The following is a 15832-nucleotide window of genomic DNA, read 5'->3' as shown; positions in this document are numbered from 1 at the left end:
AAAGTCGCGTCCCTCACCAGCGGAGGTGCAAGGTGCTTCACGACATCGGAACGCAAAGACGCCTCACCCGTCTCGTCCCGCACACGAGCGCGGCCCTGTGGCTGCCGCTCGACGACGGGCTGATCTCCGGCCCGGAGGATCACCTGCGTGACCTTCGCCAGTTCCTCACGCGCGACGTCGTCGAGCCGGTCACCGCGGTCCTCGGCTTCCGCGGCGCGCTGCGCTCCTGCCACCGTGAGCTGACGCGGACTCCCACGATCATGAACCTGACGGCCAGCACCACGCTGGGCGAGCACACCCGCAAGGTGGTGGTCGGCCGCGTCGCCGACGCCGTCCGCGACGGTGCGGAGGCGGTGGCCTGCCACATCAACGTCACGTCCGCCTACGAAGGTGAGCAGCTGGAGATCCTGGGCCGGCTGGTCTCCGAGGCTGACGCGTACGGGATGCCGGTGATCGCCATGGCCTATCCCCGTGGCCGGCACCCCGACGGCACCGACGACAACCACCTGGCTCTCCGCGAGCGGGACCCCGACGAGTTCGCGGTGCTGGTGCGGCACGGCGTGCGCGCGGCGGTGGAGCTGGGCGCATCGGCGGTCAAGACCATCTACACCGGAACGGTCGAATCGTTCCGGACGGTCGTGGAGTGCGCCATGGACGTGCCTGTGCTGATCGCCGGCGAGAAGCTGATCGACGAGGGCGAGGCCATGGCGAAGGCGCAGTACGCCATCCGGGCCGGCGCCGCCGGCGTGGCGTTCGGCCGGCAGATCTTCGCCCGGGGTGAGCCCGGCCCGTTCGTGCAGAAGCTGCGGACCGGCATGGACGACTGCTGGGCCGAGCGCAACCGGACGGTCACGTCCGTTCCTCCCAGGTCAAGCGCGCTGCTGGGCGGGAGCTGACCTCGACGCCGTCGGTCTCGCGCAGCTCACCGGACCCGAGCCGCTCCCACCGCCGCCCGAACGAGTCGACGATCTCCTGGGGCAGGAACAGCGTCCCGATCTCCACGTCGCTGGGCACTCGCAGACCGCGGGTCTCACCCGGGAAGAAGACGACCGGCGCGGACCACGTCTCGGCGTCGACCACCACCCGCACGGAAACGGCGACACCGTTGCCGTTCTTGACCACCCAGCGCCGCGGATTGACCGCCCAGCAGCTGACCAGGGCGGCCTGCTCCCGTGCCCGTTCGGCGTTCTCCTTGCGCCGCTCCTGACCGTTGCGCAGATAGGTGATCGCGGCGATCGTCAGGGAGAATCCGGTGAGGAGCGACCCCACCCAAGCCGGGACGTTCCCCCAGTCCATACCCCGATGGTATCCAGCCGGGACCCGGGATCCTCGCCCGCGCAGCCTATGAGCCACCGAGCAGGCCGCGGGCATAGGCCGCCGCCACGGCCGCCGCCCGGTCCCGCACCCCGAGCTTGGCGTAGGCGTGCAGCAGGTGCGTCTTCACGGTCGCCTCGCTGATGAACAGGCGGGTCGCCGTCTCCCGGTTGGTGCAGCCCTGGGCGATCAGGCCCAGCACTTCCAGCTCGCGCTGGCTCAGCTCGTCGCGGGCCGGGGAGCGCAGCTCGCCCATCAGCCGCCCGGCGACCGCCGGGGAGAGCACCGACTCGCCGCGGTGCGCCGCCGACACCGCGCGGAACAGTTCCTCCCGCGGGGTGTCCTTGAGCAGGTAGCCCGTCGCGCCCGCCCTGATCGCCGGAAGCACGTCGCTGTCCGTGTCATACGTGGTCAGCACCAGGACCCGGGCCTGGAAGCCCTGCTCGCGCAGCGCCCGGATGGCCGTCACGCCGTCCATGCCCGGCATCCGCAGGTCCATCAGCACCACGTCCGGTCGCACCGCCCGGGCCACGGCCAGCGCCTCGTTGCCGTCGGCGGCCTCGCCCAGGACCCGGAAGCGGTCGTCGCCGGCGAACATGCCGCGCAGGCCGTCGCGGACCACCGGGTGGTCGTCGACGATCAGCAGGCCGATCATGCGGCGGACGCCACGTGCAGCGCCGGTACGCAGGCCGAGATCGCCGTGCCCGCGCCCGGTTCCGACTCCACCTCCAGGGTGCCGGCGACCCGCTGGACCCGGTCCCGCATGGCGGTCAGCCCGTAGCCGCCCTCGTACTGCTCGGTGCGGCGCCGGGCCGGGTCGAAGCCGGCGCCGTCGTCGCGCACGTCCAGGGTCACCAGATCCTCCATGTAGGACAGGGTCAGCGCGACCCGGCCGGCCCTCGCGTGCCGGGCCACGTTGGCCAGCGCCTCCTGCGCGGTGCGCAGCAGGGTCGCCTCGATCTCCGGCAGCAGCGGCTGCGCGGTGCCGGTGGTGATCAGTTCGGCGCTCACCCCGTTGCGGGCCGACCAGCCGTCGACGACCTCGGCCAGCGCGTCCGGCAGCGCCGCGCCGGCGAGCGGCTGCGGGCGCAGCGCCTGCACCGAGCGCCGGGCCTCGGTGAGGCTGTCGCGGGCCAGCCGCTTCGCGGTGTCGAGGTGCCGGCGCCGGTCGTGCTCCCGGCCGGCCGCCTGGTCGGCCGCCTCGAGCTGGGTCACGATGCCGGTCAGGCCCTGCGCCAGCACGTCGTGGATCTCCCCGGCCATCCGCTGCCGCTCGTCCAGGACGCCGGCCTCCCGGGCCTGCACCAGCAGCTGGGCGTGCAGTCCCGCGTTCTCGGTCAGCGCCGAGGCCAGCTTGTCGTTGGCCTCCGTGAGCTGGCGCAGCAGTTCCGCCCGGCGGGCGGCGTGGTCGCTGTTCACCATGGACAGGAAGGTCATCGCCACGGCGATGCCGATGTTGAAGGCCAGGATGATGAGGAACGGGATCCAGGCGCCCGCCATGGCGAGGATGCCGAATCCGCCGATCTGCGAGACCGCCGTGCAGCCGGCGACCCCGGCCGCGCCGGCCAGCCGCCACCGGCCGCGCAGCGCCGGCACCGTGAACAGGTAGCCGCTCCAGGCGAAGAACCCGAAGAACGGGTGGCACCAGACCAGCAGCCCGATCAGCACCAGCAGGCCGACGAAGAACACCGCCATGACCCGCGGCCGGTCCACCCACTGGGGGATGGAGGGTGACCATCCACAGCAACCAGGCGGCGGCGACCGCGGCGACCACGAGGGTGACCGGCAGGCTCTGGCGCGGCACCCCGATGTCACCGGCCACGACCACCAGCACGATCGAGCCGGCCAAGGCCGCGTAGGGCATCAGCAGCAACCGCTTGTCGGTCCGGCGCACCCGCGTCTCCAGCCGGCTCGCGTCGGACATCGCGCTCCTCACTCCCAGCGGAACAGTCTGGCGGCGGCCAGCCCGAACACCAGCATGTACGCCACCAGCACGGTAAGCGAACCCCAGGCGGGCCACTGCCCGGCCATCGCCTCCTGCACGGCCCGCTCGCCGGCGCCCAGCGGCGTCAGGTCGGCGATCCGCCGCAGGACCTCGGGAAACACCTCGCGCGGCGTCCACAGCCCGGCGAAGAACATCAGCGGGAAGAAGGACAGGGTGCCGATCGTGTTGGCCGCCTTGCCGCCGGGTGCGACCGCGGCGATGAACAGCCCGATGGCGAACGCGGCACCGGCCGTGGCCAGGAAGGCGACCGCGAACCCAGGTCCGTGCCGGGGCAGCGGCACGGCGAAGACCAGCCGGGCGATGATCAGCAGCAGGGCGACCGAGACGATCGCGGTGAGCAGGCTCATCACCAGTTGCGCGCCGAGCAGCGCGACGGGCCGCACCGGCGTGGTGGCGAGCCGGCGCAGGATCCCGCGTTCCCGGTAGGTCGTGAGCACCAGCGGCGCCGACTGCACGCCGAGCATGGCCAGGGTCAGGATGATCGCGATGGCCGCGTACAGGTCGATCACGCGCAGACCGCCGAGGTCGGGGCTGGGCTCCCGGAAGGCCGGGATGCCGCCCAGGATGATCACCAGGAGCGACGGGAAGGCGAAGATCCAGAAGAGCTGCATCGGTTCCCGCAGGAGCAGCCGGAACTCGGTGCGGGTGAGCTTGGCGAAGACGCGCATCAGGAGTGCTCCTCCGTGGCGGCGCGGCCGGTCAGCCGGACGAACGCGTCGTCCAGGCTGGCCTGCTCGACGCGCAGGTCGTTGGCGATGATCTGGTGGGCGGCCAGCGTCGCGGTGACGGCGTGCAGCAGGTTGCCCTCGCCGATCACCTCCAGCTGGGTGCCGTGCCGGCGGACCTCGCGGACCTCGGTCAGGCCGGTGAGCAGGGCGTCGTCGAGCGGCACGGACGGCCGGAAGCGGATCCGCTGCTCCGCCGAGACGCCGGCGATGAGCCCGGACGGGGTGTCGAGCGCGACGACCGTGCCCCCGTCGATCAGGGCCACGCGGTCGCAGAGCCGCTCGGCCTCCGCCATGAAGTGGGTGACCAGCAGCACGGTGACCCCGCGGTCGCGGACGGACTCGACCAGGCCCCAGGTGTCCCGGCGGGCCTGCGGGTCGAGGCCGGTGGTCAGCTCGTCCAGGATGGCGATGTCCGGGTCGCCGATCAGCGCCAGCGCGATGGACAGGCGCTGTTTCTGCCCGCCGGAGAGCTTGCCGAACCTGGTCGTCAGCTTGCCGGCGAGGCCGAGCTCGGCGGCGAGCCGGCGCCAGTCGGCGGGCTCGGGGTAGAACGCGGCGTAGAGCTCCAGCGCCTCCCCCGCGGTCATCTTCTCGGGGAGCTGGCTCTCCTGCAGCTGCACGCCGACCAGCCGGCGCAGCTCGGGGTCGCCGGGGTCGCGGTCCAGCACGGTGATCGTGCCGCCGTCCGGGGTGCGCAGCCCGGCGATGGACTCGACGGTGGTGGTCTTGCCGGCGCCGTTCGGGCCGAGGATGCCGAAGATCTCGCCGCGCTCGACGGTGAAGGAGACGTCGCTGACCGCGACGGTGTCGCCGTACCGTTTCCGCAGGCGGTCGACGTTGATGACTGTCATGTTCCCAGCGTCACAGTGGACGCCGGGCGGCGAATCGACCAGCTCGCGAGTCCACCGGTCAACCGATCGGTGGACCCCGGGCTACGCCCTCACACGGTCGCCTCGGCACCGGCCTCTGTGGGCTTGCGGCCGGCGACGGCCGAATACACCGAGCCGACCTGGGCGGCGACGCGCTTCCACGAGTACGCCTGGCGGGCCCGGTCCAGCGCCGCCGTCGCGTACGCGAACCGCCGTACCTTGTCGTTGATCAGCCGGCGCAGCGCGCCGCCCAGCGCTCGCGGGTCGCGGGCCGGGACCAGCTCGCCGGTGAGGCCGTCGACGACGGTCTCGTTGATCCCGCCGACGGCGGTGCCGATCACCGGCACGCCGCAGGCCATCGCCTCCAGCGGGGCCAGCTCGAACTGCTCCTGCCAGGGCGCGGCGACCAGCAGGTCGGCCGAGCGGTACCAGCGCGGCATGTCGGCGCTGGGCACGCTCCCGACCAGGCGGACCCGGTCGGCGACCTGGTAGTGCTCGGCGAGCGCGCGCAGCTTCTTCGCCTGCGGGTCGTCGGCGAGCTGGGCCGCGGACGGGCCGCCGACCACGACGTACTCGGCGCCCGGCAGATAGCGCATGGCCTGGATGACGTCGCCGTAGCCCTTGCGCTCGACCAGCCGGCCGACCGACAGGATGCGGGGCCGTTCCGGGTCGCGCTCGGCGGCCGGGCCGTCCGGGGTGAAACGGTCGCTGTCGACACCGGCGGGCACCACGGTGAGCTGCGTGCGGGGCACGCCGATGCGCACGAGCCCGCGCACCTCGTTCTGGGTCTGGGCGACCACCCGGTCGACCGCCCGGCCGAGGGCACGCTCGTAGCCGGCCCGCGACGCGCCGCCGCCGGTCTGGCCGGCGGGGCCGAGCTCGTGGAACGACTGCACGACCGGGATGCCCACCTGCCGGGCGGCGGTGACCGCGGCCAGGCCGCTGGTCCAGAAGTGGGCGTGGGCGACCTCGGGCAGCCAGTCGGCGTCGAGCCACTCGGCGCGCAGCCACTGGGCGAAATCGCCCATGTGCGACAGCAGTTGCTCCGGCGGCAGCGCGACGGCGGGACCGGCGGGGACGTGCACGACGCACACCCCCTCGCTGATCTTCACGATGGCCGGCAGGTTGGGGTCGTCGCGGCGGGTGTAGACGCGGACGTCGTGGCCCAGCTCGGCCAGTGCGGCGGACAGCTCGGCCACGTGGCGCTGCTGCACGCCGGTGGTGGTCGGGGTGGTCAGCGGGCTCGCGTGTTCGGAGATCATCGCGATGCGCACGGGTCCTCCTCCAACAGCTTGATTCCGGGAGAAAGACCGGAGTTGAGGCTGTGATACGCGGCGAGACATGCCCGTCACCCGAAAGCGTAAACATTCCGGCGCCGGGTATGAGTGCCTCGTGGCTATCGTGCAGCGTACCGTCCAGGCCTCCCCTGAGCAGGTCTTCACCGTCCTCGCCGACGGGTGGACCTACAGCGACTGGGTCGTCGGCACGGTGCACATCAGGGACGTGGACGAGCACTGGCCCGCCGTGGGCGCCCAGTTGCATCACAAGGCCGGGCCGTGGCCCCTGTCGCTGCAGGACAGCTCGACGGTGCTGGCCGTCGTGCCGGGCCGGTCGCTGCGGCTGCGCGCCGGGCTCTGGCCGCTCGGGTCGGCGATCGTCACCATCGACCTGGCGCCGGCGGGCGGCGGCACCCGGATCGTCATGGCGGAGGACTTCGAGGCCGGGCCGCTGCTCTGGATCCGCAACAAGATCAACGATCTGGTGCTGCACCGGCGCAACATCGAATCGCTAAGCCGGCTGACCGACATCGTGCTGCGCTCGGCCGGCAGGGTCGGCCGCGATCAGCGGTAGATCACCAGCAGCGGGCCCGCCGCTCACCAGCAGCGGGTCGCTCACCAGCAGCGGGTCCGCCGCGATCAGCGGTAGATCGCCTTGTGCGCGGCGCCGATCGCGGCCGCGTAGAGCTTGCCGGTCAGCAGCCGGTCGCGGGCCAGCGCCGCCCGGGCCGCGTTCGCACCCGGCGCGCCGTGCACTCCCCCGCCCGGATGCGCCGACGCGCTGGCCAGGAACAGCCGGTCCACCGGGGTGTCCGGCCGGCCCAGCCCGGGGACCGGGCGCAGGAAGAGCTGCTGGAACGCCGCCGCCGTGCCGCCGCCCAGCGCCCCGCCGACCAGCGACGGGTTCTCCCGTTCCAGATCCGCCGGGGAGAACACGTTGCGGCCCACCACCATCCGGCCGAAGCCGGGCGCCTGCTCCTCCAGCACACCCTCCATGCGCTCGACGTGGGCGGCGATCTCCTCGGCCGCCCAGTGCGCGCGGTGCGGCAGATGGGTGTACGCCCACGCCGACTCGGTGCCCTCCGGCGAGTGCGACGGGTCCGCGGTCGTCATCTGCCCCAGCAGCAGGAATGGGCTCGGTGGCAGCTCGTCGACGGCGAGGTGGGCCGCGTACCGGGTCAGGCCGTTCAGGTCCGCGCCCAGATGCACCGTGCCGGAGCCGGCCGCCGCCGGGTTCTTCCAGGGGATCTTGCCGTTGACCGCCCAGTCGACCTTGACCGTGGCGCCGTCCCAGCGGAAGAACTCCAGGTCCTCCCGCAGCCGCGAGGGCAGCCACCGCGCGCCCACCAGGTCCAGATACAACGCCGGCGCCGGCACGTCGGCCAGCACGGCCCGCCGGGCGCGCCAGTTGCGGCCGTCCGCCGTGCGTACCCCCATCGCCTTGCCCTGGGCGACCAGGACGCGGGCCACCGGGGTGTCATAGGTGATCCGCCCGCCGCGCGACTCCAGGCGCGCGACCAGCGCGGACGTGATCTGCTGGGCGCCGCCGACCGGGACCGGCCAGCCGTGCTCCTGGCCCAGCATGGCCAGCAGCCAGCCGTAGACGCCGCCGCCCGCGTCCTCCGGCGACAGGTCGGTGTGCAGCGCGCAGCCGGCCAGCGCGAGCCGGGCACCCTCGCCGGAGAAGAGCTCCGTGCCCAGCTCACGCACCGACAGCACGAGCCGGCGGGCCAGCCGCAGCGCGCCGCCGACGCGGAGCCGGCGGGCGAGTTCCAGCCCCGAGCGCACCGGCGGGAACGGGTCGAACAGGGCGCCGAGCATCTGCTCGGAGACGTCGCGCCAGTCGTCGTACGCGTGCCGCCACCGCTCACCGTCCCCGGCGGCGAACTGCTCCATCGAGGCCATGGTGATCCCGATGTCGCGGTTGACGGTCGCCGCCCGGCCGTCCGGCAGCAGGTGGGTCAGCACGTCCGGGGCGTGCGTCCAGCTCAGCCCGTGGTCGCCGAGCTCGAGCCCGCGCATCACCGGCGAGGCGTAGCCCAGCGGATAGAAGGAGCTGAACAGGTCGCTGAGGTAGCCGGGAGCCGTCACATAACCGGAGCGCACCGCGCCACCCGGCTGCGGCGTCGCCTCCAGCACCTCGACACTCCAGCCGGCATCGACCAGCAGGTTGGCCGCCACCAGCCCGTTGTGTCCCGCCCCGATGACTATCGCGTCCGCACGTTCCACGTCGCCCGCCGCCTCTCGTCGCGCTCGCCCTACCCCGCCGAGTTTGTCGCAAACAACGCCCGGGTAGTGCTGTGTGCGCAAGGCGTGACGGATGAGGAGCCCCACGATGACAGCCGCCACCGCCCGTACCGAGACGACCCCGCTGCCCACCCGGTTCCGCCAGTTGCGCTGGTCGACCTGGCGCGGGGTGCTGTGGCGCAGCGTCAACGGCTTTCTCGACGACGACTGCGGCGACCTCGCCGGGGCCCTGACCTACAACGCGGTGCTGGCCGTCTTCCCGGTCGGGATCGTCGTGGTCGCCATGGTGAACCTGGTCACCGACGGCCGCACCGCGGTCACCACGATCATCGGCATCCTGCAGGACCTCGGCGCCGGCTCGGTGGTCGCCGACCGCAACCTCACGGACGTGCTGGACGCGATCATCGTGCAGCAGAGCTCCGCCAAGGTGCTGCTCAGCTTCGGCCTGCTCGGCGCCCTGTGGTCGGCGTCCAGCTACGTCGGGGTCTTCACCCGCGCGTCCAACCGCGTCTACGGGGTGCGCGAGGGGCGCGCGTGGTGGAAGCTGCGCCCGCTGCAGGTCGGTCTGAGCGCGATCGCCCTGGTCCTGATGGCGGTGGTGGCCGCCGGGCTGGTGATCAGCGGCCCGCTGGTGGACGCGGTCGGCAACGCCCTGCACGCCGGCGACGCCGCCAAGCTCACCTACTCGATCGGCCGCTGGCCGCTGCTCGTGCTGATCCTGATGCTGCTGCTCTCCCTGCTGTTCTGGATCGCGCCGAACGTACGGCAGCCCCGGTTCCGCTGGCTCACCCCCGGCGGCGCGGTCGCGCTGCTGGCCTGGGGGCTGGCGTCGTTCGGCTTCGGCCTGTACGTCGCCAACTTCGGCTCCTACGACAAGACGTACGGCAGCCTCGGCGCCGCGATCGCCTTCCTGGTCTGGCTCTATCTCTCCAACTGCGCGCTCATGCTCGGCGTCGAGATCAACGCCGAGGTGCAGCGCGGCCGGCAACTGCAGGCCGGCGCGAAGGACCCCGACCCGCCGCTGGCACCGCGCGAGGCCGCGGACGACGAGCCGGTTTAGCCGCGAGGAGGCCGGGCACCAGTTACTACAGCAAGGCGGGGCAACACACAGCAAAGGGGAATCACCGTGAGTACAGTCACCGAGTCCGTTGACGTCAACGTGCCGGTAACCACCGCGTACAACCAGTGGACCCAGTTCGAGGAGTTCCCTCGCTTCATGGGCGGGGTCGAGGAGATCCGGCAGCTCGACGCCACCACCACGCACTGGAAGACCAACATCGACGGTGTGAAGCGCGAGTTCGACGCCAAGATCACCGAGCAGCTCCCCGACGAGCGGGTCGCCTGGACCTCCATCGAGGGCTCCAAGCAGGCCGGCGTCGTGACGTTCCACCGTCTCGACGACACCACCACCCGGGTCACCTGCCAGCTGGACTTCGAGCCGCAGGGCGTGGCCGAGCAGGCCGGCGCCAAGCTCGGCTTCCTCGACCGCCAGGTCAAGGGCGACATGAAGCGGTTCAAGGAATACATCGAGGGCCGCGGCGGCATCGAGAGCGGCGGCTGGCGCGGCCAGGTGGACCGCCCCGGAGCATGATCGCGTAGACCGAAACGGCCGCCGGGTAACCGGCGGCCGTTTTCGGCGCGTCACGGTCAGCCCCAGATCGTGACGCTGCCTACCTCCGCGGCTACGTTCACCGAATAGCGGTCGGGGGCCGTACGCCAGCCCGCGGTGGCCACGACCGCGCCCGCCAGGGCCCGGGCCCGGCCGGTCCACGGGACGGCGACCAGGCCCGCCCCGCCGCGAAGGTGCAGGCGCACCGGCGTACCCGGGGGTGTTGCCAGCGCCACCTCGCCCACGCCGCCCGCCACGATGATCGGCACCGTGCCGCGCGGCGGCGGGAGCCGCAGGCTCACCAGGCCGGTCCCCGCGCCGAGTTCGAGCCGGCTCAGCCGGCCGGCGGCCAGGTCCAGGTGTTGTTCGCCGGCGCCGGCCGGCAGCCGGATGTCCCACCGGACCGCCCGGCTCAGCAGGATCTCCACGGTGTCCGGGCCGTCGGCGCCGGTCGGGCGCAGGCCGAGCCGGACCCGGCCGGGGGCGCCGGTGACCGCCGGGGCGAGGCCCGAGTCGGCCGGCGTGCTGATCCGGTAGAGCAGCCCCGGCAGGTCCACCAGGCGCACGTCGACCCGCGACGCCGAGTCCCGGACGATCAGGAACGCGCGCGCCCGGCCGTGCGACGCGCCGGCGAGCACATGTTCTTGCGGGCCGTCCCGCGCGGGCATCTGCCGGGCGCCGAGCCTGGTCGCCGGCCCGCACCCGGCGCCGGAGATCACCACGATCAAGGCCGCGAGCAGCGAAAACACCGATCGCGCACCGTTCGTGTGACGACGATGACGCTGCGCAGTAGGCACCATCGGACAACCCGAGATCGGCCGAAAGGGTGACGGTGAAGCGCCCAAATCGGGCCACAATATCCGGATGCGTTCAGCCGGTTTCCTGTCCGAGCGTCAGCGTCGCCTCGCGTGGGTGGGCTTCCTGCTCGCCGCCTTCCAGGCACCTGCCGCCGCCCAGCTCATCGACGACGCCTCGTGGCTCTTCGCCGTGGTGGTCGCGATCCTCGTCGCGACGGTGATCGTCGCTGACGACGTCCACCGCCGGCGCCCGACCACCGACTGACGGCGGGCTCAGCCGGGTCAGCGGGCTTCATGCCCCGGTCGGCCACGGGTCCCGCGGCGTTCCTTGAGCTCGGCCTCGTGGCGGTGCCGGCGCGCGCTGTCCGGGCCGTCCGCCATCCGGTGCCTCCCTCGCCTGGCGGCGCTCGCCGTTCCCCACCGGCGCGGTTTCAACCGAGCTGCACCGATCGGAGACACCGTTGGCTACCCCGGGCTACCTAACGTTTCTTCCTATGAATGGCCTGTTCAGCGGCGCTGCCGCCCGTGCTGCCCTGCGTTCCGCCCACGACTGCCTCGAGGAGCTGATGTCGTCCGTCGGCACAGCCGGCCTCGAAGCCGCGACGCAGTCCCCGGGACTGCTCGCCACCGTCGACCAGCACGTCGCGGGCATCCGCGACAGCCTGTCGTCGGACGTACGCCCGCTGACGGCGGTCATCCTCGCCGCCTACGCCGAGGGCGTCCGCGACGCGGCGTTCAAGCACGGCTGGCGCCCGCCGGCCGGCCCGATCAACTGGTCCAAGAACGACTGGGTGCTCAACCGCCTGCTGGGCGTGTGCTCGCTCGCCCGCACCCTGCCCTGATCCTGCGCTGACAGGCCACACCGACCATTCGGGGCCGGTACCGGAAATCCGGTACCGGCCCCTCGTCATACCCGCGTCAGGGCCTGGTCTCGTCGTCGAGCCGAGGGTCGATGAGCTGGGTCTTCTCCGCTTCCACCGCACCACCCGGCTGCGGCGGCACGGGGCGCCGCCCGCTCGGCGAGGTCGTCTCGGGCTCCCGGCCGGACTGCTCCGGCTCGTCACCTCGCCTCGCGACGTCCGCCGTGGTCTCCGCGTCGTCATCCGCGGACCGGGCCGCGACGCCGCCCGGCTGCTCGTCGGGACCGGCGTCGGCGCCCGGCCCGATATCAGACACTCCGACCGGTTCGGGGTCGTCGAAGCCCGGCACGATGTGCGGCTGGTCGTCGCTGCCGGGCCACGGCCGCTGCACCGGGATGACCTGCGTCTTCTCCTCGGCCGCGGCCTCCAGCGCCCGCCTGCGCTCGGCTTCCCCGGCGACCCGCCCGGCCTCGAGCCGGGCAGCCTGGGCCTCCGTAGCGGCCCGCGCCTCGTCGGCGGCCCGGTCCCGCTCGGCGACCCGCGCTTCCTCGGCCCGCCGGGCCTCCTCGGCGACCCGCGCCTGCTCGGCCCGCCGGGCCTCCTCGGCGACCCGCGCCTGCTCGGCCTGCCGCGCTTCCTCAGCCCGCCGCGCTTCCTCCGCCCGTCGGGTCTCCTCGGCGACCCGGGCCTCCTCGGCCCGCCGCGCCTGCTCGGCGGCCAGTTCCGCAGCCACCCGGGCGGCTGCCTCCTCGGCCGCCTTCTGCTCGGCGGCCTGCTTCTCGGCCGCCACCCGGGCCCGCTCGTCCGCATAGCCGCGGGCGTGCTCGCGGATCGCCGCCGACTCCGTGCTCGCCCGGTCCAGCCAGATCTCCCAGCGCTGCTGCATGGGCCGGACCAGCCCGCCGCCGACGCCGACGATGAGCACCCCGGCCACGGTCGCCAGCACGGCGATCAGCACCGGCTGGGTGACCGCCGTGGCGATCTGCACCTGGTCCAGGGCCGCGATGACACCCAGCGCGACGATCAGCCAGTACGCGGCCCGGGCCAGCACCCGCCCGTACGCCAGGCCGCCGAGCGCGCTGCCGATCAGATCCCGCACGGCGCCGCCGATCGCCGCGGCCACCACGATGATGACGATGGCCACGAACGCCCGGGGCAGCCAGCCGATCAGCGCGGTGAGCAGGTCGCTGACCGCGTTCGGGCCCCAGATGCCGAAGGCCAGCTGCAGCGCGAAGAGCAGCACCGCGTAGAACGCGATCTTGGCGCACAGGTCGCTGGGCTCGACCCGGCCGCCCAGCGCCTTCCCGATGGCGCCGCGCTCGACGGCCCGGTCGAAACCGATCCGGCTCAGTGTCTTGACCACCACCGTGCGGACCAGCCGGGCCAGCACATAGCCGATGAGCAGGATGGCGAGGAACGCCAGCGCCGTCGGCACGAACAACAACACGGAACGCCACATGTCGCTCAACGCATCGCTCAGATCGGCGCCGCTCATCCGCTCTCCTCGGTTTCCCAACGGCCTGCGTCGATGCGGCCCCTGCGCCGACCATAGGTCGCCGAAACCCGATCCGCACTGCGGAAGCAGCCCGTCGACGGGCACGGCCGGGGAGCCGGCGCCGCGGCCGCTACGGGCACGGCCGGGGAGCCAGCGCGGGGAGCCGGCGCCGCGGCCGCTGTCGAATGTGCGACACCATCACCGCCGTCGATGCCCTAGCCGACGGCTGCGCCGGGAGCCGCTCCGGTCGCCGGCACCGGCGACGTGAGCACACATCCGGCGCCGAGAGATCGAATCGTCGCAGCTCAGCGCCGCAGCCCAGGACGGCAGGGCCGATCCGGCGGGGTTTCGGCCGGCGAGGAACTATAAGCGAGCGGCACAACCCTTTGGCCGCGCGTACCGGGCATAATCGGACGTCCGTATGGTGCCCGCATCGTCCGAACGGCCGACGCGGGCTACGCTCATCTCATGGTCGGCATGGGGAGCTCTCTCGCGATGACCACGCTGCCCGATCAGACCGGTGTGCCTCCGGAGCGCACGCTCGACTGCGCTGAGCTCGTCCGCCTGCACCCGTGGGCGACGACCTCGCTGGGCCCGGCCGAGGCGTGGGACCCGGTGGTGCGCGCGACCGTGGACATGCTGCTCGGCTCCCCGGTGCCGATGGTGCTCGCGTGGGGCGACGACCACGTGATGATCTACAACGACGCGTACGCGGAAGTGCTCGGCGCCCGGCACCCGGCGGCCGTGGGCCGCCCGGCCGCCGAGGTCTTCGGCGAGCAGTGGCAGGCGCCCGGCGTCGGCGGCGTCATCGCCGACGTCTACCGCAGCGGCCAGCCGTTCCTCGAAGCCGAGACGCAGGTCGCCGTGGCCCGCGGCGGCGCCGGGCACGTCGAGCAGGCATCGTTCACCCGCGGCCACTCGATCATCCGGGACGTGCACGGCGGCATCGCCGGTGTGCTGACCGTGGCCGCCGAGACCACCCAGGTGACCCGGCGGCTGCAGAGCCTCGGCGACCTCACCGCCCGGCTGGCCTCCGCGCTGACCATCGACGACGTCGCCCGGGTCGTCCTGTCGTACGGGATGACCTCGTTCGACGTCGATCACTGTGTCTTCGCGGTGGACGACGGCGCGGAGTTCCGCTACGTGCGGCGCATCCGCGGCGAGATGATGGACGAGGCCGACGAGCGCCTGCCGCCGCTGTGGAAGAGGATCGGCCCCGACCCCGGCTCGCCGATGGTGACCGCCGCGCAGACCGGCCGGTCGACGTTCCAGGCCGACGGCGCCCCGCTCGCCGACATCGCCACCGACCGGCACGAGCGCCGGGTCCGCGCGCTGGCCGCGATGCCGCTGCGCACCGCGTCCCTGCGCGGCGCCCTGACCATGGGCTACCGGACCGCGCACACCTGGCTGCCCGCCGAGCGCGCCCTGCTGTATGCGGCCGCCGAGCTGGTGGCCCAGGCCGCCGAGCGGGCCCGCCGGTTCGAGGCCCAGCACGGCACCGCCCAGCTGCTGCAGCGCAGCATGCTCCCGGAGCACCTGCCGGAGCTGGACAGGTTCCGGATCGCGGCCCGCTACGACGTCGGCGTGGACGGCAACGCGGCCGGCGGCGACTTCTACGACGCGTTCGAGCTCTCCGACGGGCGCCTGGCGATGGTGCTGGGCGACGTCGCCGGGCACGACGTCCGGGCCGCCGCCGTGATGGGGCAGGTGCGGGCCGCGCTGCGGGCGCTGGCGCTGACCGACCCGGCGCCCGAGACCGTGCTGGCCGGCCTGGACAGGCTGGTCGGCTCGCTGGGCGCCGAGTCGCGCAACGAGGAGATCTTCGTGACCGTGGTCTACGGCGTCCTCGAGCCGGCCGACGGCACGATCACCCTGGCCAGCGCGGGCCACCCGCCGCCGGTGCTGCGCCGGGTCGATCCGCTCGGCGGGCCGGCCACCGCGGAGCTGGTCCCGGTGCCGCCGGGCGCGCCGCTCGGCCTCGGCGGGCGCTGGCGCACCACGGTGCTGCGGCTCGACCCGGGTGACTCGATCCTGATGTTCAGCGACGGCGTGGTGGAGCGCCGGGACCGCCCGCTGAGCGCGGGCCTGGCGGATCTGGTGGCCGCGGCCGCAGCCACGACCAGCGGCGACCCGCGCAACCTGTGCTCGCTGGCGACGGCGGCGGTGTCCGGCCGCACCGACGACGACGTGGCGGTGCTGGCCGTGGAGCGGGCGGTGGCCCTGAGCCGCTCGGCGACGATGCTGGTCCCGGCCGAGCCGACCGGCCCGAGCCGGGTCCGCCAGTGGATGACGACCCGGCTGCGGGAGTGGTCGGTGCCCGAGCCGGTGATCGGCGCGGCCATCCTGTGCACCAGCGAGCTGACCACGAACGCCCTGCTGCACGCGGGCACCCCGGCCCAGGTGCACATCGACCTGAGCGCGGAGCGCCTGCTGGTGTCGGTGGCGGACACCGGCACGCGCGGCAGCGTGACCCGGGCCCGGACGGACGCGCTGAGCAGCCGGGGCCGCGGCCTGGGCCTGATCGAGGAGCTGAGCGACACCTGGGGCACGGACCCGACGGTGCGCGGCTCCACGGTCTGGTTCGAGATGCTCATCCCAGCCCGCTGAGCTGACCCGCGCGGCATGTTTCCC

17 protein-coding genes are annotated in these 15832 nt (G+C 73.3%); 8 read left to right on the top strand and 9 right to left on the bottom strand.

Going from position 1 to position 15832, the window contains the following annotated elements; all coding sequences use genetic code 11:
* Nucleotides 1-32 precede the first annotated feature (32 nt).
* Nucleotides 33-896, top strand: a complete 864-nt coding sequence (locus tag DMB66_RS24785; protein WP_125806515.1) for a class I fructose-bisphosphate aldolase — start codon at nucleotides 33-35, stop codon at nucleotides 894-896.
* Here DMB66_RS24785 and DMB66_RS24780 read toward each other — a convergent pair.
* Genes DMB66_RS24780 through DMB66_RS24770 form a run of 3 tightly spaced genes read right to left on the bottom strand, consistent with a single transcriptional unit; the run spans nucleotide 850 to nucleotide 3027 of the window.
* A complete protein-coding gene (locus tag DMB66_RS24780) occupies nucleotides 850-1296 on the bottom strand; it encodes a hypothetical protein (RefSeq protein ID WP_125806514.1) in 447 nt (148 codons plus the stop codon). The two genes, DMB66_RS24785 and DMB66_RS24780, sit on opposite strands and share 47 nt — an antisense overlap.
* Nucleotides 1297-1342: 46 nt before the next feature.
* Nucleotides 1343-1969 (bottom strand): response regulator transcription factor, encoded by a 627-nt coding sequence (locus tag DMB66_RS24775; RefSeq protein WP_125806513.1) that lies wholly within the window; start codon nucleotides 1967-1969, stop codon nucleotides 1343-1345.
* Nucleotides 1966-3027 (bottom strand): sensor histidine kinase, encoded by a 1062-nt coding sequence (locus DMB66_RS24770; RefSeq protein ID WP_233624820.1) that lies wholly within the window; start codon nucleotides 3025-3027, stop codon nucleotides 1966-1968. Before DMB66_RS24770 ends, DMB66_RS24775 begins: the two co-directional genes overlap by 4 nt.
* A 17-nt stretch (nucleotides 3028-3044) precedes the next feature.
* Here DMB66_RS24770 and DMB66_RS65300 point away from each other — a divergent pair, with 17 nt between their 5' ends.
* Entirely contained in the window at nucleotides 3045-3173 is a 129-nt protein-coding gene (locus tag DMB66_RS65300; RefSeq protein WP_255440919.1) for a hypothetical protein, read from the top strand.
* Between the two features lie 73 nt (nucleotides 3174-3246).
* Here DMB66_RS65300 and DMB66_RS24765 read toward each other — a convergent pair whose 3' ends face one another.
* From DMB66_RS24765 to DMB66_RS24755, 3 genes are all read right to left on the bottom strand, one after another.
* Nucleotides 3247-3987 carry an ABC transporter permease gene (locus DMB66_RS24765; RefSeq protein WP_125806512.1) on the bottom strand — a complete coding sequence of 247 codons (741 nt, stop codon included), beginning with the start codon at nucleotides 3985-3987 and terminating at the stop codon, nucleotides 3247-3249.
* On the bottom strand, nucleotides 3987-4898 hold the full coding sequence (locus tag DMB66_RS24760) for an ABC transporter ATP-binding protein (protein WP_125806511.1): 912 nt from the start codon (nucleotides 4896-4898) through the stop codon (nucleotides 3987-3989). Before DMB66_RS24760 ends, DMB66_RS24765 begins: the two co-directional genes overlap by 1 nt.
* 89 nt (nucleotides 4899-4987) lie before the next feature.
* A complete protein-coding gene (locus DMB66_RS24755) occupies nucleotides 4988-6190 on the bottom strand; it encodes a glycosyltransferase (protein ID WP_125806510.1) in 1203 nt (400 codons plus the stop codon).
* Between the two features lie 118 nt (nucleotides 6191-6308).
* Here DMB66_RS24755 and DMB66_RS24750 point away from each other — a divergent pair, with 118 nt between their 5' ends.
* On the top strand, nucleotides 6309-6767 hold the full coding sequence (locus tag DMB66_RS24750) for an SRPBCC family protein (RefSeq protein WP_125806509.1): 459 nt from the start codon (nucleotides 6309-6311) through the stop codon (nucleotides 6765-6767).
* A 65-nt stretch (nucleotides 6768-6832) separates the two neighbouring features.
* Here the strand turns inward: DMB66_RS24750 and DMB66_RS24745 are convergent, their stop codons facing one another.
* On the bottom strand, nucleotides 6833-8422 hold the full coding sequence (locus tag DMB66_RS24745) for an NAD(P)/FAD-dependent oxidoreductase (protein WP_125806508.1): 1590 nt from the start codon (nucleotides 8420-8422) through the stop codon (nucleotides 6833-6835).
* 106 nt (nucleotides 8423-8528) lie between these two features.
* Here DMB66_RS24745 and DMB66_RS24740 point away from each other — a divergent pair, with 106 nt between their 5' ends.
* On the top strand, nucleotides 8529-9500 hold the full coding sequence (locus tag DMB66_RS24740; protein WP_125806507.1) for a YihY/virulence factor BrkB family protein: 972 nt from the start codon (nucleotides 8529-8531) through the stop codon (nucleotides 9498-9500).
* 66 nt (nucleotides 9501-9566) lie between these two features.
* The gene (locus DMB66_RS24735) at nucleotides 9567-10031 is read left to right on the top strand and encodes an SRPBCC family protein (protein WP_125806506.1); all 465 of its coding nucleotides are present in this window, start codon (nucleotides 9567-9569) and stop codon (nucleotides 10029-10031) included.
* A 56-nt stretch (nucleotides 10032-10087) separates the two neighbouring features.
* Here the strand turns inward: DMB66_RS24735 and DMB66_RS24730 are convergent, their stop codons facing one another.
* On the bottom strand, nucleotides 10088-10798 hold the full coding sequence (locus DMB66_RS24730; protein WP_233624819.1) for a hypothetical protein: 711 nt from the start codon (nucleotides 10796-10798) through the stop codon (nucleotides 10088-10090).
* Nucleotides 10799-10913: 115 nt separating this feature from the next.
* Between DMB66_RS24730 and DMB66_RS24725 the strand changes: the two genes are divergently transcribed.
* Together DMB66_RS24725 and DMB66_RS24720 are read left to right on the top strand one after the other, a co-directional pair.
* On the top strand, nucleotides 10914-11111 hold the full coding sequence (locus DMB66_RS24725) for a hypothetical protein (RefSeq protein ID WP_125806505.1): 198 nt from the start codon (nucleotides 10914-10916) through the stop codon (nucleotides 11109-11111).
* Nucleotides 11112-11340: 229 nt separating this feature from the next.
* The gene (locus DMB66_RS24720) at nucleotides 11341-11688 is read left to right on the top strand and encodes a DUF6401 family natural product biosynthesis protein (protein WP_125806504.1); all 348 of its coding nucleotides are present in this window, start codon (nucleotides 11341-11343) and stop codon (nucleotides 11686-11688) included.
* A gap of 76 nt (nucleotides 11689-11764) precedes the next feature.
* Here DMB66_RS24720 and DMB66_RS24715 read toward each other — a convergent pair whose 3' ends face one another.
* A complete protein-coding gene (locus tag DMB66_RS24715; RefSeq protein ID WP_125806503.1) occupies nucleotides 11765-13201 on the bottom strand; it encodes a hypothetical protein in 1437 nt (478 codons plus the stop codon).
* 468 nt (nucleotides 13202-13669) lie between these two features.
* On the opposite strand from DMB66_RS24715, the gene DMB66_RS24705 reads away from it, so the two are divergent.
* Nucleotides 13670-15808, top strand: coding sequence for a SpoIIE family protein phosphatase (locus DMB66_RS24705; RefSeq protein WP_125806502.1), 2139 nt, complete (start codon nucleotides 13670-13672; stop codon nucleotides 15806-15808).
* Nucleotides 15809-15832 lie beyond the last annotated feature (24 nt).

It is taken from the genome of Actinoplanes sp. ATCC 53533 (genome assembly GCF_003947245.1).
The sequence above is the reverse complement of the archived record's forward strand: the minus strand, read 5'-3'. Positions and strand labels throughout refer to the sequence as shown.